Origin of the sequence: Bradyrhizobium sp. 44, assembly GCF_023073095.1 — a bacterium.
Classification (GTDB): domain Bacteria; phylum Pseudomonadota; class Alphaproteobacteria; order Rhizobiales; family Xanthobacteraceae; genus Bradyrhizobium.
Window position 1 is genome coordinate 1,146,040 of the sequence record NZ_JADPIY010000008.1, and the last position, 18,171, is coordinate 1,164,210.

An 18,171-nucleotide genomic window follows, 5' to 3' on the forward strand; every position below is an offset into this window, starting at 1 on the left:
GAAGCGGCCTGCGTCATAGCGCCGCTTTCAGGGCCCCCTGGAGGAGAAGCAAATCCTCCGGCAGAGGCGCCTCCCAGTGGAGTAATTCTCCAGTCCTCGGGTGCTGCAATACCAGCAGGAAAGCGTGCAGCGCCTGCCGCCCCAGCGCGGCCAGGACGGCCTGCGACTCAGGGCTCAGCTGGTTTGCCTTGGTCTTGAAATGCGGGCCGTAGACGGCGTCGCCCATCAGGGGGTGGCCGATATGGGCGAGGTGGACGCGGATCTGGTGGGTGCGCCCGGTCTCGAGCTCGCAGGCGAGCAGCGCCGCGATCGGCTTGCCGTCGCGCCCGGCAAAACTCTCCAGAAGCTCCCAATGCGTCACCGCCTCGCGGCCGCCTTGGCGCACCGCCATCTTCTCGCGCGCATGCGGGTGGCGGTCGATCGGCGCGTCCACGGTGCCGCGATGGCGGCCCGGCAGCCCCCAGGCGAAAGCCATGTAGCCGCGCCGCATCGGCCCGGTCCGGCCGTGGTCGGCGAATTGCGCGGTGAGCGAGGCATGCGCGAGGTCGTTCTTGGCGACCACCATCAACCCCGTGGTGTCCTTGTCCAGCCGGTGCACGATGCCGGGCCGGCGGACGCCACCGATGCCCGACAGCGATGAGCCGCAATGGGCGATCAGCGCATTCACCAGCGTGCCGGTCTCGTGGCCGGCCGCAGGATGCACCACCAGCCCCTTCGGCTTGTTGAGGACGACGATGTCGTCGTCCTCGAACACGATGTCGAGGGCGATATCCTCGCCTTTCGGCTCCGGCGGGGCCGCTTCCGGCACGTCGATTGTGATCGTATCGCCGGATGCGACGTGATAAGCGGGGTCCCGGATCGCGGCGTCCCTGAGGCTCACCGCGCCCGCCAGAATCAGAGCTTTCAGCCTCGATCGCGACAGTTCGGCAAGGTGCGTCGCCAGCACGCGGTCGAGCCGGGTCGAGCCCTCGGAGCCTTCGACGACAACCTCCAACCTTTGCGCAGAGCCAGAATTTTCCATGACGACGTCTGATACCGTTGTTCCCGAACCGAGCCCCGAGCAGGCCGCGCTGTTCGCGCGGGTGCGGCGGATGATGCTGATCGCGGGGTTGACCACGGCGCTGGCAATCTGCGCCGTCCTGATCGCGGTGGGCTACCGCCTTTTCAAGTCGGAGGGAAGGGCGCCCGAGCCGGCAGGCGACGTCATTGCCACCCTGCCGAAGGGCGCCAAAATTGTCTCGAGCGGCGTCGCCGGCGACCGGCTCGTGATCACGCTCGACGTCGGCGGCGTCACCGAGATCCGCACCTTCGATGCCCACACCTTGCGGCCGGCCGGAAAGCTGAAATTCGCCAATGAGCCGTAAGGCGGGGCTGGGGCGCGGAACCCGCCTCAGCCGTCGTCCTGGCGAAAGCCAGGACCCATAACCACCGAAACCCGGTTGCGTGAACGAGATCGTTACTCGGTTCGCCTTAACCATCGCCACACGGGGCGATGGGTCTGAACTTCGCCAGGACGACGCCGATTGGGCGTTTGAATCCCCTCGATCCCCGCTTGCCGCCGGCAAAATTCGAGGCTATGTCCTCTCCCTCACGCTCCCTTCGTCTAGCGGTTAGGACGCGGCCCTCTCAAGGCTGAAACAGGGGTTCGATTCCCCTAGGGAGCGCCATTTTTCCTGCCAGACTGGGCACTTCGAAAACCGGCCATTTCCGCTTGTAGCCCCAACCGGCGTGCGCAGTTCGCACGGCTCGGCGCGGGCGCTCTCCTAAGCGATCGTGCCGTCGATCGAGCGGCGGATCACCCGCTGTACTTCTGCATTCGACAGAAACAGATCGTGGTTGATGATGCCCCAGCCCTCCTGCGAAGCATCGACCACGCGCACACCGAGCTGCGCGATGACGGCTTTCTCGGCGGCGCCGACCCTGGTCATTCCACCTGCGATCTGTCCCGACAGGGCCAGGGCGCGATCGTTCGTGGAGGCGATCACGGTGATCTTGCCGGCAAGCGGACCGATGCGGTGGATCGCCGACGAGAACACGTCCATGTCGATATCGGGCGCGGCAAACACCACCGCGCCGATCTTGCTCGTCACTGTGTCGCCGTATCGCGCATAGAGCTGACGCAGGCTTTCGAGCGACAGCATGGTTCCCATGCTGTGCGCAACGATGTTCACGCGGCCGGTGCCTGGCGCCGACACGAGTGCGGAGAGCACGTGCTCAAACTCGTCGCGGGACCACATCGCACTGTCGCGGTCATAGGCATAGTCGAACAGTCCTGCCTTGGAGGGCCAGGAGAACACCATGGTCCGACCGCGGAACTTGATCCCATCGGAGAGATGGGCGCCATCCAGCACCGCCGTCTCGAACGTCTGCTTGAAGCCGTGCACATAGATCAGCACGTCTCCTCCGCCGGCCTGCGCAACGAGATCGCCAACGTCGGTCGACACCGGTTCAACCCGGTCAAGGCGCCAATCGCCAAGTCCAACCGAGGCCAGAGAAAGGCGGCTCTCGTCCGGCGCCACCAGCTTCGCCCGCGCGACTGTCATGGTCGTCGCGCGCTCCGGCCCGAACCAGGGCTTCGTGCGACCGCCGTTCACCGGCTTGCGCGTGGTGGTGACGAGCAATGTGGGGTCAAGGGATAGCGATGACGCGTCGAAACGTGCCCCGGTTGCACCCAAGCCGGCGCATCCGCCGAGCGCGAGGGCGGTCCCTGCCGACATAAATCCGCCGAGGAGAGCGCGGCGCGAAATAGAATGACAGGGGTCGCGTTGCAGAAGAGGTCGAGCGATCACACAAAACCCTTTGGGAACTTTGCCCACCGTAGCGCCCCATCTAACTTCGTGAATGACAATGGGGGCGAGAAGACGGCGGAGCTGCTTCGCGGTCCATTGCACGGTCGTGGCGTCCGTCGTCTCCGACGGCCGGACGAAACAGACGCAAACGCTAGTCAACCCGTCATATCAAAATATTACGCTTTACCGAAATTCGGAAATGTCGCATGTGTCGGCCATCCCAGCCCACAAAAGGGGCGGTCGTACGTCGTCACGAACGCGGGTTGGGAGTTGCGGTGGACGCGGGCGGCGATAAAGGCGGGCTTGTTGCGTGCAGGGCGAGATGAACCTCGTGAGCATGGCACGAACCGCATCGACGGACGGCGCTCAAACCTCGTGAAGCTTTTGGCGAAGCAGGAAACTCGCATACGGCGAAACCGTGTGGTCCTGGCCGTCGTTGCTACGGTCAAGCCTTTGCGAAGGCGTCAGCGCGTCAACCGGCGCGGTGCCGTGCATTTCGTGGAAGTGACGGAGGCAAGAAGGAACTCGTCTCCGGGGAGAGCGCGGCATAGGCCGTCAAACCATCGCGCAGGGAAGGCCTGGTCTCGGCTGCCCTGTGTCTCCCCTGTGCATTGCGTGTGCAATCAGTTCGCATACGGGTTTTTATGGGTGCCAGCCGGCGCCCGGTCTTCCCTGCGCCCTTTCGTCTCGAGGGGTGAAGCGAGAAGCATAGCTCGGGCAAACCTGCCGCGAGACTGTGAGCGCGTGTCTGCGACCCGCATGTGAATTGACCTCCCTTCGAGCCTCCCTTTCGAGCCTTCCTTGCGAGCATGATGCATCGGCATCGGTGGAGGTGGTCGTACCTCACGGAATCTGCCTTGATGCGAATTCAGCGTGAGGGAGCGACGATATGGGCGGCTTGGTGATCTCTGGCGGTCGGGTGGTGGATCCCGCCAGCGGAATGGACGCCATCGGGGATGTGGCGGTGGTGGACGGCAAGGTCGCCGCGGTCGGAACGGGGCTCGGCAGTGCCGAGCGGGTGATCGACGCGACCGGGCTCGTGGTCGCCCCCGGCTTCATCGACCTTCATGCGCATGGCCAGTCGCTCCCCGCCGATCGCATGCAGGCGTTCGACGGCGTCACGACGACGCTCGATCTCGAAGCAGGCGTGCTGCCGGTCGGGTCCTGGTATGAGCGCCAGGCGCGGAAGGGACGCGTGCTGAACTACGGCGCGGCCACCAACTGGGCTTTCGCGCGTATTGGCGCGATGACGGGCTCCAATGCGGAGAGCTCGCTGGAGGCATTCGGCAACGCCATGCGCGATCGCCGCTGGATGGACAACGTGGCGAGCGATGCGGAGGTTGCCGGCATTCTGGAGCGCCTTTCGCGCGGCCTGAACGAGGGCGGCATCGGCATCGGCATCTTGAACGCCTATGCGCCGGGCGCCGGCGTGCAGGAGCTGACCGCGGTCTGCCAGCTCGCGGCCGCGCAGGACGTGCCGACCTTCACCCACGTCGCCTACATGTCGCGCGTCGATCCCGAGAGCGCGGCGGAAGCCTATATCCGCCTGATCGGCTATGCCGGCGCCACCGGCGCGCACATGCACATCTGCCATTTTAACTCGTCGAGCAAGACCGACGTCGAGCGCTGCCGCGTGCTGATCGCGAAAGCGCAGGCGCAGGGCCTGCCCATCACCGTCGAGGCCTATCCCTACGGCACCGGCTCGACCGTGCTGGCGGCTGCGTTCTTCAGCGACCCCGAATTCGTCGAGCGCAACGGCACCGGTTACGATTCCGTGCAGCGGGTCACCGACGGCCATCGCTTCAGCGATCGCGAGGAGCTCTTGAAGGCGCAAGCTGAAGAGCCGTCCTCGCTGGTGCTGTGGCACATCCTCGACACCGAGAACAATGCGCATCACCGCGACCTGCTCGACATGTCGGTGCTCTATCCCGGCGGCGCGATCGCCTCCGACGCGATGCCGTGGACGACGTCGGACGGCAAGACCTACACCGGGGATGCCTGGCCGCTGCCGGATGACGCCACCTCGCATCCGCGCTCGGCGGGCTGTTTCACGAAGTTCATCCGCGAATGGGTGCGCGAGCGCAAGACCGTGTCGCTGCTCGAAGGCGTGCGCAAATGCGCGCTGATTCCGGCGGAGATCCTGTCGCAGAGCACGCCCGCGATGCGCGCAAAGGGCCGGCTCGCGAAGGATGCCGATGCCGACATCGTCGTATTCGACTACGAGAAGCTCTCGGACCGCGCGACCTTCACGGCGATGAACCGCCCCTCCGACGGCGTGCGGCATCTCGTGGTCAGCGGCCAACCGCTGATCACAGATGGTGTGCTGGACGTGGCGGCGCGGCCCGGCCGTCCCGTGCGCCGTCCCGTCGTCGGGGGCTGACACATGCCGGTCCCCATTCTCCTGGTGACGGGCTTTCTGGGGGCCGGCAAGACCACTGTCGTCAACCATCTGCTGGCGCATGCGGAGGGGCGGCGGATCGCCGCTGTAGTCAACGATTTCGGTGCGATCAACATCGATGCCGAGCTGATCGCGGGCGCGAGCGACGGCGTGGTCAGCCTCGCCAATGGCTGCATCTGCTGCTCGCTCGAAGGCGACCTATTGCGCACCCTCTCGACGCTGCTGCGGCGTGATCCGAAGCCGGAATACATCGTCATCGAGACCAGCGGCGTCGCCGATCCCGCCGAGATCGTCCGCAATTTGATGGATCCCGTGATCCTGCGCGAAGCGCCGCTGGAAACGGTGCTCTGCGTGATGGACGCGGCGACACCGCCAGCCGCTCTCGACGATGCGCTGCATCGTTCGCAGCTGCGCGTCGCCGACATCGTGGCGCTGAGCAAGCTGGATCTGGCGGACGAGAGCGCGGGCTCCCGGATGCGCGAGGCCATCCGCGGGCAGCGCGTTCCTGCCGTGGTGGTCGATGCGCCGCACGGCGAGATTCCGTCCGCGCTGCTGTTTCCCGCGACCGTCGATCGGGCCCCCGCGCGACGCGAGCCCGGACCGCGACGGCCGGCAGAGCAACGCTTCGAGACGCTGAGCTGGACCTCGGACCAGCCGATCTCGCTGCCCCGCCTGCAGCAGGCGATCGGCCGGCTTGCGCCAAAACTCGCGCGGGCAAAAGGCCTGTTCGAGACCGTCGAGCAGCCCGGGCGCCAGATGGTGTTTCAATTCGCCGCCGGCCGCGCCACGCTGGCGCCGGGTGAAGCCGGGCTCGCCGTTGGTGATGCCACCGCTCTGCCGCGCGCGCGGATCGTCTTCATCGCCGAGCTCGGGGTGCTCTCGAAGGCGGAGCTCGACGGGATCATGGAGACGTGCGTTGGATCGGTGAAGCTATAAGCTCAAGCGAATTGCGCAACGCCGTGGCCGACGGACCAGTTCTCCGCGGGCGCATCGAGGACGTTGACGAACACGTCCTCGAGGCGGATGCCCGGGTTTTCGCCGAGCCGATCCGCGATCCGCCGGTACAGGGCCTTCTTCTGCTCGGGTGTGCGCGAGGCGAATACGGTGATCTGGATCAGCACGGCATCGTCGCTGCGCGTGACGCCGTAGGCGTTGCCGCAGCGGAAGTTCGCGGGCGAAAGCTCGCTGATGGTCATGAACTCGTCGCCTTCGGGGACGTTCAGCGCCTCGCGCATGGCGCGGTAGAGGCCGTCGAGGATCGCCTTCCGGTAGGCTTCCGGCTTTCCGGCGCGCATCGAGATGTGGAGGAGAGGCATCGCGAATTCCTCATTGACGAAGGGCTGCGTGGGTACCAGTTTGTTTTTGACGAGGCGTCAAGAAATCATGTTTTTGACATCGTGTCAAATACGCCTGACGGGAGCAAAGCTTGAGGCCGCGCGAATTCGACCATGACGATGTCCTGCGCATCGCCTTCGACCAGTTCTGGCGCAAGGGCGTGCGCGGCACCTCGCTGTCGGACATCGCGCGCGACGCCGGTGTGCAGCGCGGCAGCCTCTACAACGCCTTCGGCACCAAGGAGGCGCTATTCCTGCAGGCGTACGAGCGCTATGCGGGAGACTATCTCGTCGCTTTGCAAAAGGCGCTCGGTGCGGGCAGCTTGCGAAAGCGCCTCACCGCGTTCTTCGACCTGACCATCAGCAACTTCCGCGCGGGCTCGCCGCCGCGGGGATGTCCGACCACGCGCGGCTTGATGGAGCTCGGCGCGGCCGAAGGCGAGGGGCTGGACGAGGAGGCGCGGCAGGCCTTCGCGAACCTCATCTCGCGCATCACTGTTCTGGTTCAGGAGACGTTGTCGGCGGGTGCGGCGCCCGGCGAGTTCAGCGGCAATTCCGCGGCCGCGGCACTGCACATCATTACCGTGACGCGCGGCCTCGCCGTGCTCGAACGCGCCTTCGGCGACGAGCCGCAGCTGCGCAAGATCGCGTCCCACACCATCGATCTCGTGCTCGGCTAGAAGGGCGGCTAGGTGTCAGCAGACCGCGAGCGCGTTAACCGCCCTGGTTGTCGCAATCCCGTTCTCGTCGCCGACGAACTGGCAAACGGCAGATTCGAGCTCACCTGGCTGGTTGCCGCGCGCCACCGCCAGCAGCCGCATCAAACCCGCCTCGTCCTGCGACAGGCGCCGGCACGACGGCGGCATGAAGCACAATTGGCAGGGCCGACCGCTGCGCAGGATTCTGACCAGTGCGGCAACGCGTGCGACCAGCAGCGGGCTGTCGGCGATGCCAGGCGCCTCGTCGGCAAAGCGATAGGCCGCCTCCCAGCAATCGGACGCGCCGGTCGCATAGGCGGCAGCAATGAACCGGAACAGCGAGAGCGTGACGCGGCCAAAATCATCGTAGCTATCGAAGTCAGGCCGCGTCGCAAGCGCGACCCGAAGCGGACAGAGCCGCGCCTGGCCGGCTTCCGTGACAGACACAGCGCCGCAACTGTCCTGCATCATGCGCGATCCCGGTCAGTGCAACGTGGGGCTTCCGACCAGCCAGCTCTTCATCGCCATTGGTCGGTCATGGTCGAAAGACGGAACGTGTCGGTCGGGCAGGATGAGACCCGCCATGCGGAAGATCGTTGCAAGCCCGCGCACGGGTGCGAGAGCCCAATCGGCGCCGACCGGCGGCAGCCAGCATTCGAACTGTTCGCGCGCGATATCATCGCGCTCTTTCTGCGCGGCGGCGATTGCCCGCAACATCCCGTGCTCGCTGTCGGACATGCGCGGGCAGGTCGGGCAGTGCACCGCGATCGCCGTATGCGCCGTGCAGGCAAAGATCTCGATGATGGATTCCAGCGACGGCACGGCGTCGCCCACGCGAAAATGGTCGTACACTTGCTGGATGTCGGCCGCGGTGGGAACAGCGCTTCCGCTGCGTGCCTTGGCCCGAAATCCCCAGATGAAGAGCCGCTCCGCCGCGCTCAGCGCCGGAAGGTCGAGGGACCCTGTCGATGTCGATTGATGCATTCTAGCCTCTGGCCTCCGGCTGCGCCCGCGCCCCGGCTGGCGCTGATGATCTGCGCCGATCGTTCGGTCAGAGCCCCCTGCAAGTCAACGCTCGGAGGGGCGATGCCGAGGTCTTCTAGTTTTGAAGAGTTCGCATCTCGGATGCAGCCCGCCTCGTGAACCTGCCAGGTGTCCGAGGCATGCCGGTAGGATCCTACGGAGTTTGCGGGGTTTTGCGGGAACCCGAATGCTTAAAGCTTTGCTAAGGGACGCGGGATAAACTGGCATATCAGCCCTTCCAAATCTTGCGAGCACCGATGTTTTTCTCCCGCATCAGTTTCAAGCTGGTCCTGATTGTCGGCATCAGCCTCCTTGGCATGATCGCGCTGGCGCCGATCGCGCTTTCGACCCTGCGCGCGCAGATGATCGCGGACCGTGAGGCCAAGACGCAGCACATGGTCGACGTCGGCTACGGTATCCTGGCGCACTACCAGAAGCTCGAGAGCGAAGGAAAGCTGCCACGCGAGCAGGCGCAGGCCGCCGCGATCGCGGAGGTCAAGAGCCTGCGCTACGACAAGGTCGAATATTTTTGGCTGAACGACATGACCCCCAAAATGGTCATGCATCCGATCAAGCCGGAGCTCGACGGCAAGGATCTCTCCGGGATGAAGGATCCGTCCGGCAACGCGCTGTTCGTCGGCTTCGTTGACGTCGTCAAGAAGCAGGGCGCGGGCTTCTACAGCTATCTCTGGCCGAAGCCCGGCTTCGACCAGCCGGTCGGGAAAATCTCCTATGTGAAGGGCTTTGCGCCCTGGGGCTGGATCATCGGCACCGGTATCTATCTCGACGACGTCGACGCCGTCTTCCGCCAGAATGCGATGACGTTCGCCCTGGTGTGCCTGGTCGTGTTCGTGCTCGTGCTCGGCGCCTCCTTCGTGATCGGCCGCAGCGTGACCCGGCCGCTGGCGAAGATCACCGCGCTCACCGAGCGCCTCGCCTCCGGCGACAGCGCGTTCGACGTGCCCCATACCGACCGTCGCGACGAGATCGGCGGGCTCGCCAAGGCGCTCGCCGTGTTCAAGGACAATGCTGCGGAGGTCGGCCGGATGCACACCGAACAGCAAGAGACGAAGCAGAAGGCCGACGAGGAGAAGCGCAGGACGATGACCGATCTCGCCGGCAAGTTCGAGGCGAACGTTCAGGCCGTCGTCCGCGACGTCTTCAACGAGGCGCGCGCGATGCAGCAGGCCGCGCAGGGCATGTCCGAAACCGCCAACAAGGCGACCGACCGCGCGAGCTTCGTCGCCACCGCCTGTCAGCAGGCTTCGAGCAACGTGCAGACGGTGGCCTCCGCCGCCGCGCAGCTGTCGTCCTCGATCACCGAGATCAGCCAGCGTGTCGCGCAGGCTGCGACGGTCGCCGACAAGGCCGCTGCCGACGGTCAGCGCACCAACGACACGGTGCAGGGGCTGGCGGCGGCCGCGCACAAGATCGGCGAGGTCATCGACCTCATCAACCAGATCGCCTCGCAGACCAATCTGCTCGCGCTCAACGCCACCATCGAGGCAGCGCGCGCCGGCGAGGCCGGCAAGGGCTTTGCGGTGGTGGCAAGCGAAGTGAAGTCGCTGGCGAGCCAGACCGCGAAGGCGACCGACGAGATCGGCGCGCAGATCACCGCGATCCAGGCCGAGACCAACCAGGTCGTCGGCAACATCGAGAGCATCCGCAGCACCATCATGGAGGTCAACGAGATCTCCTCGTCGATCGCCGCAGCGGTCGAGGAGCAGGGCGCCGCGACCGCGGCGATCGCCCACAGCGTAAGGGAGGCCGCCTCCGGCACCGACCAGGTTTCGCAGAACATCTCGGGTGTGACCGATGCGACGGCGGAGACCGGCCAGGCCGCCGGCCTCGTGCTGCAATCGAGCGGCCGGCTGTCGCAGAAGCTGCAATCGCTGGAAAACGAGGTCAGCGCTTTCGTTGCGGGGGTGCGGGCGGCTTAGTATAGCAGGGGGATGGGCCAAACTTCCGATCGGCGCGCGCGCATTCTCCTGATCAATCCAAACAGTTCCGTGGCGACCACCGAGATGATGGTCGCTATCGCGAGGTCGGCCGCCGGCGACGGCTTCGACATCGACGGCGCGACCGCAACGCGCGCGCCGCAAATGATCGTGACGCCGGATGCGTTGGATGCAGCTTCCACCGAAGTTCTGGAGATCGCGCAATCGAACCGGCATGCATGCGACGGCATCATCGTCGCTGCGTTCGGCGATCCCGGATTGGCCGGGATCAAAGCCGCGATAGAACTGCCCGCGGTCGGCATCGGTGAGTCCTCGATGCTGGCAGCTGCCGAGAACAGCCGCCGCTTCGGCGTGGCGACCACGACGCCGCTGCTGGAAGCGAAGATCGACGCCTTGCCGGACGCGCTGGGGCTGCGATCGTATTACACCGGCGTCCGCTTCGCGGAGGGCGATCCGCAGGAGCTGATGCGCGATCCGGCGCGGCTGCGCGCAGCGCTCGCCGGCGCGGTCGAGGCCTGCATCGCGCAGGATGGCGCGGAGGCCGTCATCATCGGCGGCGGGCCGCTGGGCGAAGCTGCGCGCGAGCTTCAGCTGATGTTCACCGTGCCAATCATCGCCCCGATCCCGTCTGCCGTGGCGCGGATTATTCGCCTCATCACGGCGCAAGCGACCGACTAAAATTCCGGCCCGCGGGAACGGTCGTCGCGACCGGCGTTCTTGCCCTTGACGGCCTCGATTAAAGTGACGAAGCAGAACCATCGGACCTGTCGACCGCGCTTGGGCACGCGGGCATGGAGACGCTGCATGTCGTTCAAGAAGCTCCTGATCGCCAATCGCGGCGAGATCGCCATCCGCATCGCGCGCGCCGCAGCCGATTCCGGCATCGCGACGGTCGCGATCCATCCAGCGGACGATGCGCTGTCGCTGCATGTGCGGGTTGCCGACGAAGCGGTCGAAATCCCCGGCCGCGGCGCACGGGCCTATCTCGACATCGAGGCCGTGGTGAAGGCGGCAACGGCATCCGGCTGCGACGCCGTGCATCCCGGCTACGGCTTCCTCAGCGAGAACGCAGCGTTGGCGAAAGCCTGCGCTGATGCAGGCATCGCCTTCGTCGGGCCGAAGGCCGCGGCGCTCGAACTGTTCGGCGACAAGGTTGCGGCACGGCAACTGGCAAAGCGCTGCGGCGTGCCGATCATCGCCGGCACCAGCGGGCCGTCCTCGCTGGAGGACATCGCGGCGTTCTTCACCTCGCTCGGCAGCAACGCGGCGATCGTGATCAAGGCGATGGCCGGCGGCGGCGGGCGCGGCATGCGCGTGGTCGAGCGCGCTGCCGATCTGGCGGAGGCCTACGCGCGCTGCCAGTCCGAGGCCAAGGCCGCGTTCGGCTTCGACGGCGTCTATGCCGAACGGTTGATCCGGCAAGCGCGCCATATCGAGGTACAGATCATCGGCGACCGCCACGGCGCGATCTCTCATCTTTGGGAACGCGAATGCACCATCCAGCGCCGGCACCAGAAGCTGATCGAGGTGGCGCCGAGCCCGTCGCTCAGCGACGGCTTGCGTGGCCGTATCATCGAGGCGGCGAAGCAACTCGCCGTGGCCGCGTCGTACGACAATCTCGGCACGTTCGAGTTCCTGGTCGACGGCGCCGCCGAAGACAGCTTTGCCTTCATTGAGGCCAACCCGCGGCTTCAGGTCGAGCACACAGTGACCGAGGAGGTGCTCGGCCTCGATCTCGTCCGCGCCCAGCTTGCGGTTGCTGCCGGTGCCTCGCTTGCCTCGCTCGGCCTGGCGCAAGGCTCGATCCCGAAGCCGCGCGGTTATGCCATGCAGCTCCGCGTCAACATGGAGACGCTGGACGAGCTAGGGGCGACGCACCCGACCGGCGGCGTGCTTGCCGTGTTCGAGCCGCCGTCAGGCCCCGGCGTGCGCGTCGATAGTTTCGGTTATGCCGGCTACAAGACCAGCGCCGCCTTCGACTCGCTGCTGGCAAAGGTCATCGTGCATACGTCCGGTGAAGCCTGGCACGAGGTCGTTGCCAAGGCTTCGCGCGCCTTGCGCGAGTTTCGGATCGACGGCGTCGTCACCAATATCGGCTTCCTCCAGGCCGTGCTGGCGCATCCCGACTTCCGCTCCAACCGCATCGCGACAGACTTCATCGATCGCAACATCGGCAAGCTCGTCGAAGCCGCGGATGGCGCGGCCAAACCACTCTATTTTGCAGCGACGGAGCGAAGCGGCGGTCCCGGCACCGAGGCGCATACGGCACAGACCGTGCCCGAAGGCACGGTGATGGTCGCGGCGCCCCTGCAAGGCACCATTGTCACTATTCAGGTGAAGGAAGGCGAGATCGTGCGTCCGGGCCAGCAGCTCGCCGTGATCGAATCCATGAAGATGGAGCATCTCGTCATGGCCGAGCAGGGCGGTCGCGTCATGCAGCTACTCGCTGGCGACGGTGTCACGCTGATGCATGGCGAGCCGATCATGTATCTGGAGCCGCTCGAGGTTGCGGCTGATGCGTCGGCAACGGAAACCGATATCGATCTCGACCACATCCGTCCCGATCTCGCCGAACTGATCGCGCGCCAGGCCAACACGCTCGACGAAAATCGCCCTGCCTCGGTCGAGCGCCGCCGCAACACCAATCAGCGCACCGCGCGCGAGAATGTCGCGCAGCTCGTCGACGACGGCTCGTTCATGGAGTACGGCAGCCTTGCGATCGCGGCGCAGCGGCGCCGGCGCAAGCTCGACGATCTCGTCAAGAACACGCCGGCCGACGGCCTCGTCATGGGCGTCGCGACCGTCAACGCCGAGAAGTTCGGCCCGGAGGGCGGTCGCTGCATCGTCGTGGCCTATGACTACACCGTGCTCGCGGGCACGCAGGGCCACATGAACCACAAGAAGATCGACCGCATGCTGACGCTCGCGGAAGACTGGCGCGTGCCGTTGGTGTTTTATGCCGAAGGCGGTGGCGGGCGGCCTGGCGATACCGACCGGCTCGGCATGACCGGCCTCGACGGCCCGTCCTTCGTGCAGTTCGCACGACTCTCGGGTCTCGTGCCGGTCATCGGCATCGTCTCCGGTTACTGCTTCGCCGGCAATGCCGCGATGCTCGGCTGCTGCGACGTCATCATCGCGACCAAAAACGCCTCGATCGGCATGGGTGGCCCCGCGATGATCGAGGGCGGCGGGCTCGGGGTCTATCACCCGGCCGAGGTCGGGCCTGTTACGTTCCAGTCGCCGAACGGCGTCATCGATATCCTCGTCGAGGACGAGGAGGAGGCGACGCGTGTTGCGCAAAAATATCTATCCTATTTCCAAGGTGCGGTGACCGAGTGGCAGGCCGCCGACCAGCGGCTGCTGCGCCGCGCCATCCCCGAGAACCGCCTGCGCGTCTACGACATCCGCAGCGTGATCGACCTCGTCGCCGACAAGGATTCCGTGCTGGAGCTGCGCCGCGACTACGGTGTCGGCATGATCACCGCGTTGATCCGCATCGAGGGCAGGCCGTTCGGCCTGATCGCCAACAATCCGCGCCATCTCGGCGGCGCGATTGACGCAGATGCCGGCGACAAGGCCGCGCGCTTCCTCCAGCTCTGCGACGCCTTCGATCTGCCGATCGTCTCGCTGTGCGACACGCCCGGTTTCATGGTCGGCCCGGAAGCCGAGAAGACGGCGATCGTGCGCCACGTCTCGCGCATGTTCGTGACAGGCGCGAGCCTGACCGTGCCGCTGTTCGGCATCGTGCTGCGCAAGGGCTATGGGCTCGGAGCGCAGTCGATGATCGGCGGCGGCTTCCATGCCTCGTTCTTTACCGCGTCCTGGCCGACCGGCGAGTTCGGCGGCATGGGCCTGGAGGGTTACGTCCGCCTCGGCTTCCGCAAGGAAATGGAGGCGATCGCCGACCCCGCCGAGCGCGAGACTTATTACCGCAACAAGGTCGCCGAGCTCTATGCCAACGGCAAGGCTGTCTCGATCGCCTCCGTGTTCGAGATCGACAACGTCATCGATCCCGCCGAGACGCGGCGTTGGATCATGGCGGGCCTGCGCTCGGTGCCGAAGCCGCCGGCGCGGAATGGGAAGAAGCGGCCGTGCATCGATACGTGGTGAGGGCGGTGCAGCAATTCCGATTTGCGCTTCGCCGCCTTCCTGGTTCCCGATTGACATCCCCGCCTGCGGTGCCAGACTTTGCACAATAATACAGGGTGGAGACGTCCGCGATGGCCAGCCTTTCGGCCTCGAACCATGTCGCCCGCGTCTTGTCCGTCGCCAATCACGTGGCCGACGTCGATGCCTCTTCGCGCATTGCCAATTCCTGGCGGCGTTGCCTGGTCAGCCACAAGCTCGATCCCGCCCGTCAGGGGCCGCCGCAGACGCTCACCGAAGCCGAGATCCGTCACGTCGCCGAACCCATGGAAGAGACGATCCGGCTCGCAACGCCGGAGCTCGACGACCTCGCCCGGGTGCTGCGCGATGCCGGCTATTGCGTCAATCTGGCAGACGTGAACGCAACCATGCTGTTCAGCCGTCTGCCCGGCGAGGCCGACGCAAGACTGTTCATGGACTGGAAGATCTACACGGGGTCGAATTTTTCCGAGGCTTTTGAAGGCACCAACGGGCTCGGTACCGCGCTCGCCGAGCAGAAGCCGATCCTGGTGCATCGCGACGAGCATTTTCGCGCGCAGTGGCACATGTTTTCCTGCGCGGTGACGCCGCTGTTCGACCAGGCCGGACGGCTCGCAGGCGCCGTGAACATCACTTCCTGCCGCGAAGACCTCGAGCGCACCGCGCATCAGCTCGCGCTCGCGGTGACGATGGAGGCGACGCGGCGCATGGAGGGTGCGATCTTCCGCGGTCATTTCCGCAACGCCTGGATCGCGACCGTACCAGGCGATGGCGGCAGCGGCCTGCTCGCCTATGACGACGATCGCCGCATCGTCGGCGCCTGCCGTTCGGCGCGCGCGCTGCTGGGTCTCACTGACGGCTTGATCGCATCCGGCATCGATCTGTCGCGCTACGTCAAGTTCGACCATCCCGCCGCGCGCGACGCAGACGATCTCGTCGAGCTGCGCCGGGCCGATGGCACTCCGTTGGGGCATGGCCATGTCGCGCCGCCGCTACGGGCGAGGGTCTCGAGCCGTCCGCTCGCGCCGCGCCGCGATGCACAGGTCGATCGCTTCGATGCTCTGCAGCGGCTCGCCGGCCGCGACCCCGGCCTGATCAGGAGCGTGAAGCGACTTAGAAGCATCGGCGATCGCAATCTGCCGGTGCTGCTGCACGGCGAGACCGGCGTCGGCAAGGATGTGTTCGCCCGTGCCATTCACGCAGCCGGCAATCGCGCGCGCCACAACTATGTCGCACTGAACTGCGCGGCGATGCCGGAAAGCCTGATCGATGCCGAGCTGTTCGGTTACGAGGCCGGTGCCTTCACCGGCGCGCGCCGCGACGGCTCGAAGGGTCTGATCGTGCAGGCCGACGGCGGGACGCTGTTCCTCGACGAGATCGGCGATATGCCGATCGCGCTGCAGACGCGGCTGTTGCGCGTGCTGGAGAACCGCGAAGTGTGGCCGCTCGGCGCGCTGAAGCCCGTGCCGGTCGACATTCGCCTGATCAGCGCCACCCATCGCGATCTCGGCCACATGGCCGAGGAGGGCGCCTTCCGCACCGACCTCTATTTCCGTCTGCGCGGCATGGAGGTGCGGCTGCCGGCCTTGCGCGAGCGTGCGGACAGGGATGACATCGTCCGCCAGATCGCGCGCGAGGAAGCGCCGAACTGCTCCCTCTCGGACGAGGCCTGGGCGCAATTGGCGGCCTATCCCTATCCCGGCAACATGCGCCAGCTCCGACATGTGCTGCGGCTCGCCGGCTGCACGGCGGAGGACGGCGTGATTACCTATGCCGATCTCGATCTGCCCCCGTTTGGCGGAAGGGCGGTGGAAGCGGATCTGGCCGCGGCGGAGCGCGCCACGATCGTGGAGACATTACGCAAGCATGGCGGCCGTGTAACTGAAGCGGCGCGCGCACTGAGACTCAGCCGGGCCACGCTCTATCGTAAGATCAAGCTGTTGAAGATCGAGACGACGCAGTAGTCCTCAACTGCGTGCGGCGCACATTCGTCCTTCTCCCGCAAGGGGAGAAGGAAGAGCGCACCATCAACGCCGCCGCTCCTACGAAAAATCGCTCCAGCTCAGATGTCGTGAGTCGAGATCGCCGACGGTTACGGTGCCGCGGATTTCGTGAGGGACGTGGAAGCTGCTGCGGAGATACACCAGCGGCGCCGCGCCGTCGGAATGCGATGCACCGCGCACCTCGCCGACGAAGATCGAATGCGTCGTCGTCTCGAATTCCTGCGCCAGCACGCAGTCGAATGCGGCGACTGCGTCGCTCAGCACCGGCGCGCCGGTCACCCCGCGCGTCCACTCCCCGAACGCAAAACGGTCGTCGCCATTAACGCCCTTCTGGCCGCTGAAGGTGAGCGCGAGGAGAGCGTGGTCCTCATGCAGGAAGTTGATCGCGAACGCGCCTTCCTCGCGGATACGCGCGTGCGCACTGGCGTTGCGGTTGACGCAGACCATCAGGGATGGCGGTGAGTCCGACAGTGAGCAGGCCGAGGTGACCGTCAGCCCCGTGCGCTTACCGTGCTCGGCACCGACCGTCACCAGCGCCACGGCGCCCGCGCACTGGCGCATCGCCTGCTTGAATTCCTTTGCGTCCACCGTCACGCGGAAATCTCCGAAATGGATGCGGGTGCGGCACGATCGCGCCGCACCCGCGTCGGGTCAAGCCGCCTTCTGCGCGGAGCCGAGATGCTTCAGGCGCGGCATCACCTCGTTCCTCAGCAGCGACAGCGAGTGATGCCAGGCTTCCGCCTTGTGCTTGTAGTCGAAGCCGAACACCAGCAGCACGCCGAAGCCACCGACCTCCTCGTAGATCTTCTCGATTTTCTCGGCGACGGTCGCGGGCGAGCCGACGATCCAGTTCCGCTTGGCGCAATATTCGACGGTGACATCGCTATCGGGCACGTCGGGCGCGTGCTTCAAATAGTCCTTGAACCCGAAGTGGCCGAGCAGCGGCAGGAAGTACTCGCCCATCATCCGGCCCATCATGTCGCCGGTCGAGAGCCTCCACGCTTCCTCGTCGGTATCGGCGACGAACACCTCGCGCACCAGCCGCCAATCCGCGCGGTCCGGCTTGCGTCCGGTCTTGGCGGCACCTGCTACGACCGAATCCCAATGACTGCCGACATAGGCGGGGTTCAGGTTGAGGCTCATCGGGATGAAGCCGCGCTCGCCGGCGAGCTTCAGCGTGTCCGAATTCTTCGAGAGTCCGGCGACGCCGATCGGCGGATGCGGCGCCTGCAACGGCTTGATGTGCGGCTTGAGGAAGTCGAACATCGTGTCCGGCTTGGTCACCGTCCAGAACTTGCCCTTGTAGGTCCAGGGCGCGGGATCGCTCCACATCTTCAGAATGATCTCCAGCGCCTCGCGCGTCATGTCGCGGTTCTGTCCGCTCATGCCGTCGACGTTGAACATGGCCCAGTCGCTTGGCAGGCCGCTGGCCGCAACTCCGAAATTGAGTCGTCCCCCGGAGAGGTGATCGAGCATCGCGACGCGGTTGGCGAGCTCGGCCGGGTGGTGATAGGGCAGCAGGAAGCCGCCCGGTCCGATGCGGATATTCTTGGTCTGCATCAGCGCCTGTGCGATCAGCAGATCCGGCGTGGGATTGGGTTCCCAGGGCGCGGTGTGGTGCTCACCGACCCAGGCCTCCTGATAGCCGAGCTCGTCGAGCCAGCGCATGACCTGCAGGTCCCAGTCGTTCCCTTCCTTCAGGCCGCACTCCGGCGGGTGCGAAGGCATCGTGAAATAACCGATCTCCATGGGTTTCCTCATCTGATGTTGACGCGTCTTGTTGCGCGGTTCACGGACGTGAGCGGGAACGCTTTAGCAAGCGGTGTGCCACCTCTTCGCAAGC

15 protein-coding genes and 1 tRNA gene are annotated in these 18,171 nt (G+C 65.9%); 9 read left to right on the forward strand and 7 right to left on the reverse strand.

The genetic code is table 11. From position 1 onward, the window contains the following. Nucleotides 1-13: 13 nt before the first annotated feature. Complete coding sequence (locus IVB41_RS07565) at nucleotides 14-1,021, reverse strand: RluA family pseudouridine synthase (protein ID WP_247428574.1); 1,008 nt, start codon at nucleotides 1,019-1,021, stop codon at nucleotides 14-16. Between IVB41_RS07565 and IVB41_RS07570 the strand changes: the two genes are divergently transcribed. Then, entirely contained in the window at nucleotides 1,020-1,364 is a 345-nt protein-coding gene (locus IVB41_RS07570; protein ID WP_027565287.1) for a hypothetical protein, read from the forward strand. The two genes, IVB41_RS07565 and IVB41_RS07570, sit on opposite strands and share 2 nt — an antisense overlap. Before the next feature lie 228 nt (nucleotides 1,365-1,592). Then, nucleotides 1,593-1,667, forward strand: a tRNA-Glu gene (locus IVB41_RS07575). 96 nt (nucleotides 1,668-1,763) lie between these two features. Here the strand turns inward: IVB41_RS07575 and IVB41_RS07580 are convergent. Continuing rightward, a complete protein-coding gene (locus IVB41_RS07580) occupies nucleotides 1,764-2,717 on the reverse strand; it encodes an alpha/beta hydrolase (RefSeq protein ID WP_247403697.1) in 954 nt (317 codons plus the stop codon). Between the two features lie 961 nt (nucleotides 2,718-3,678). Between IVB41_RS07580 and IVB41_RS07585 the strand changes: the two genes are divergently transcribed. Then, on the forward strand, nucleotides 3,679-5,169 hold the full coding sequence (locus tag IVB41_RS07585) for an amidohydrolase family protein (RefSeq protein WP_247428577.1): 1,491 nt from the start codon (nucleotides 3,679-3,681) through the stop codon (nucleotides 5,167-5,169). A gap of 3 nt (nucleotides 5,170-5,172) precedes the next feature. Beyond that, the gene (locus tag IVB41_RS07590; RefSeq protein ID WP_247403692.1) at nucleotides 5,173-6,123 is read left to right on the forward strand and encodes a GTP-binding protein; all 951 of its coding nucleotides are present in this window, start codon (nucleotides 5,173-5,175) and stop codon (nucleotides 6,121-6,123) included. A gap of 2 nt (nucleotides 6,124-6,125) precedes the next feature. On the opposite strand, the gene IVB41_RS07595 is transcribed toward IVB41_RS07590, so the two are convergent. Next, nucleotides 6,126-6,503, reverse strand: coding sequence for a tautomerase family protein (locus IVB41_RS07595; RefSeq protein ID WP_247428579.1), 378 nt, complete (start codon nucleotides 6,501-6,503; stop codon nucleotides 6,126-6,128). A 110-nt stretch (nucleotides 6,504-6,613) separates the two neighbouring features. On the opposite strand from IVB41_RS07595, the gene IVB41_RS07600 reads away from it, so the two are divergent. Continuing rightward, the gene (locus IVB41_RS07600) at nucleotides 6,614-7,201 is read left to right on the forward strand and encodes a TetR/AcrR family transcriptional regulator (RefSeq protein WP_247428582.1); all 588 of its coding nucleotides are present in this window, start codon (nucleotides 6,614-6,616) and stop codon (nucleotides 7,199-7,201) included. A gap of 15 nt (nucleotides 7,202-7,216) precedes the next feature. Here the strand turns inward: IVB41_RS07600 and IVB41_RS07605 are convergent, their stop codons facing one another. Together IVB41_RS07605 and IVB41_RS07610 are read right to left on the reverse strand one after the other, a co-directional pair. Continuing rightward, nucleotides 7,217-7,690: a hypothetical protein gene (locus tag IVB41_RS07605; protein ID WP_247428586.1), complete on the reverse strand. Its 474-nt coding sequence runs from the start codon at nucleotides 7,688-7,690 to the stop codon at nucleotides 7,217-7,219. A 12-nt stretch (nucleotides 7,691-7,702) separates the two neighbouring features. After that, the gene (locus IVB41_RS07610) at nucleotides 7,703-8,203 is read right to left on the reverse strand and encodes a hypothetical protein (RefSeq protein WP_247428589.1); all 501 of its coding nucleotides are present in this window, start codon (nucleotides 8,201-8,203) and stop codon (nucleotides 7,703-7,705) included. 296 nt (nucleotides 8,204-8,499) lie between these two features. Between IVB41_RS07610 and IVB41_RS07615 the strand changes: the two genes are divergently transcribed. The 4 genes from IVB41_RS07615 (at nucleotide 8,500) to IVB41_RS07630 (ending at nucleotide 16,289) form a co-directional block, all read left to right on the forward strand. Next, nucleotides 8,500-10,182, forward strand: a complete 1,683-nt coding sequence (locus IVB41_RS07615) for a methyl-accepting chemotaxis protein (RefSeq protein WP_247282493.1) — start codon at nucleotides 8,500-8,502, stop codon at nucleotides 10,180-10,182. 12 nt (nucleotides 10,183-10,194) lie between these two features. After that, the gene (locus tag IVB41_RS07620; RefSeq protein ID WP_247428594.1) at nucleotides 10,195-10,878 is read left to right on the forward strand and encodes an aspartate/glutamate racemase family protein; all 684 of its coding nucleotides are present in this window, start codon (nucleotides 10,195-10,197) and stop codon (nucleotides 10,876-10,878) included. A gap of 126 nt (nucleotides 10,879-11,004) precedes the next feature. Beyond that, the gene (locus tag IVB41_RS07625; RefSeq protein ID WP_247428597.1) at nucleotides 11,005-14,310 is read left to right on the forward strand and encodes a carboxyl transferase domain-containing protein; all 3,306 of its coding nucleotides are present in this window, start codon (nucleotides 11,005-11,007) and stop codon (nucleotides 14,308-14,310) included. A gap of 110 nt (nucleotides 14,311-14,420) precedes the next feature. Further along, nucleotides 14,421-16,289 carry a sigma-54-dependent Fis family transcriptional regulator gene (locus IVB41_RS07630; protein WP_247428600.1) on the forward strand — a complete coding sequence of 623 codons (1,869 nt, stop codon included), beginning with the start codon at nucleotides 14,421-14,423 and terminating at the stop codon, nucleotides 16,287-16,289. A 78-nt stretch (nucleotides 16,290-16,367) separates the two neighbouring features. Here IVB41_RS07630 and IVB41_RS07635 read toward each other — a convergent pair whose 3' ends face one another. Next, complete coding sequence (locus tag IVB41_RS07635; protein WP_247428603.1) at nucleotides 16,368-16,922, reverse strand: flavin reductase family protein; 555 nt, start codon at nucleotides 16,920-16,922, stop codon at nucleotides 16,368-16,370. A 57-nt stretch (nucleotides 16,923-16,979) separates the two neighbouring features. Next, the gene (locus tag IVB41_RS07640; protein ID WP_247428606.1) at nucleotides 16,980-18,077 is read right to left on the reverse strand and encodes an LLM class flavin-dependent oxidoreductase; all 1,098 of its coding nucleotides are present in this window, start codon (nucleotides 18,075-18,077) and stop codon (nucleotides 16,980-16,982) included. Nucleotides 18,078-18,171 lie beyond the last annotated feature (94 nt).

Excerpts from the sequence above, each read along its gene's own strand:
- IVB41_RS07570 (WP_027565287.1), top strand. The coding sequence starts at position 1,020 with ATGACGACGTCTGATACCGTTGTTCCCGAACCGAGCCCCGAGCAGGCC.
- IVB41_RS07565 (WP_247428574.1), bottom strand. The coding sequence starts at position 1,021 with ATGGAAAATTCTGGCTCTGCGCAAAGGTTGGAGGTTGTCGTCGAAGGC.
- IVB41_RS07580 (WP_247403697.1), bottom strand. The coding sequence starts at position 2,717 with ATGTCGGCAGGGACCGCCCTCGCGCTCGGCGGATGCGCCGGCTTGGGT.
- IVB41_RS07585 (WP_247428577.1), top strand. The coding sequence starts at position 3,679 with ATGGGCGGCTTGGTGATCTCTGGCGGTCGGGTGGTGGATCCCGCCAGC.
- IVB41_RS07590 (WP_247403692.1), top strand. The coding sequence starts at position 5,173 with ATGCCGGTCCCCATTCTCCTGGTGACGGGCTTTCTGGGGGCCGGCAAG.
- IVB41_RS07595 (WP_247428579.1), bottom strand. The coding sequence starts at position 6,503 with ATGCCTCTCCTCCACATCTCGATGCGCGCCGGAAAGCCGGAAGCCTAC.
- IVB41_RS07605 (WP_247428586.1), bottom strand. The coding sequence starts at position 7,690 with ATGATGCAGGACAGTTGCGGCGCTGTGTCTGTCACGGAAGCCGGCCAG.
- IVB41_RS07610 (WP_247428589.1), bottom strand. The coding sequence starts at position 8,203 with ATGCATCAATCGACATCGACAGGGTCCCTCGACCTTCCGGCGCTGAGC.
- IVB41_RS07615 (WP_247282493.1), top strand. The coding sequence starts at position 8,500 with ATGTTTTTCTCCCGCATCAGTTTCAAGCTGGTCCTGATTGTCGGCATC.
- IVB41_RS07620 (WP_247428594.1), top strand. The coding sequence starts at position 10,195 with ATGGGCCAAACTTCCGATCGGCGCGCGCGCATTCTCCTGATCAATCCA.
- IVB41_RS07625 (WP_247428597.1), top strand. The coding sequence starts at position 11,005 with ATGTCGTTCAAGAAGCTCCTGATCGCCAATCGCGGCGAGATCGCCATC.
- IVB41_RS07630 (WP_247428600.1), top strand. The coding sequence starts at position 14,421 with ATGGCCAGCCTTTCGGCCTCGAACCATGTCGCCCGCGTCTTGTCCGTC.
- IVB41_RS07640 (WP_247428606.1), bottom strand. The coding sequence starts at position 18,077 with ATGGAGATCGGTTATTTCACGATGCCTTCGCACCCGCCGGAGTGCGGC.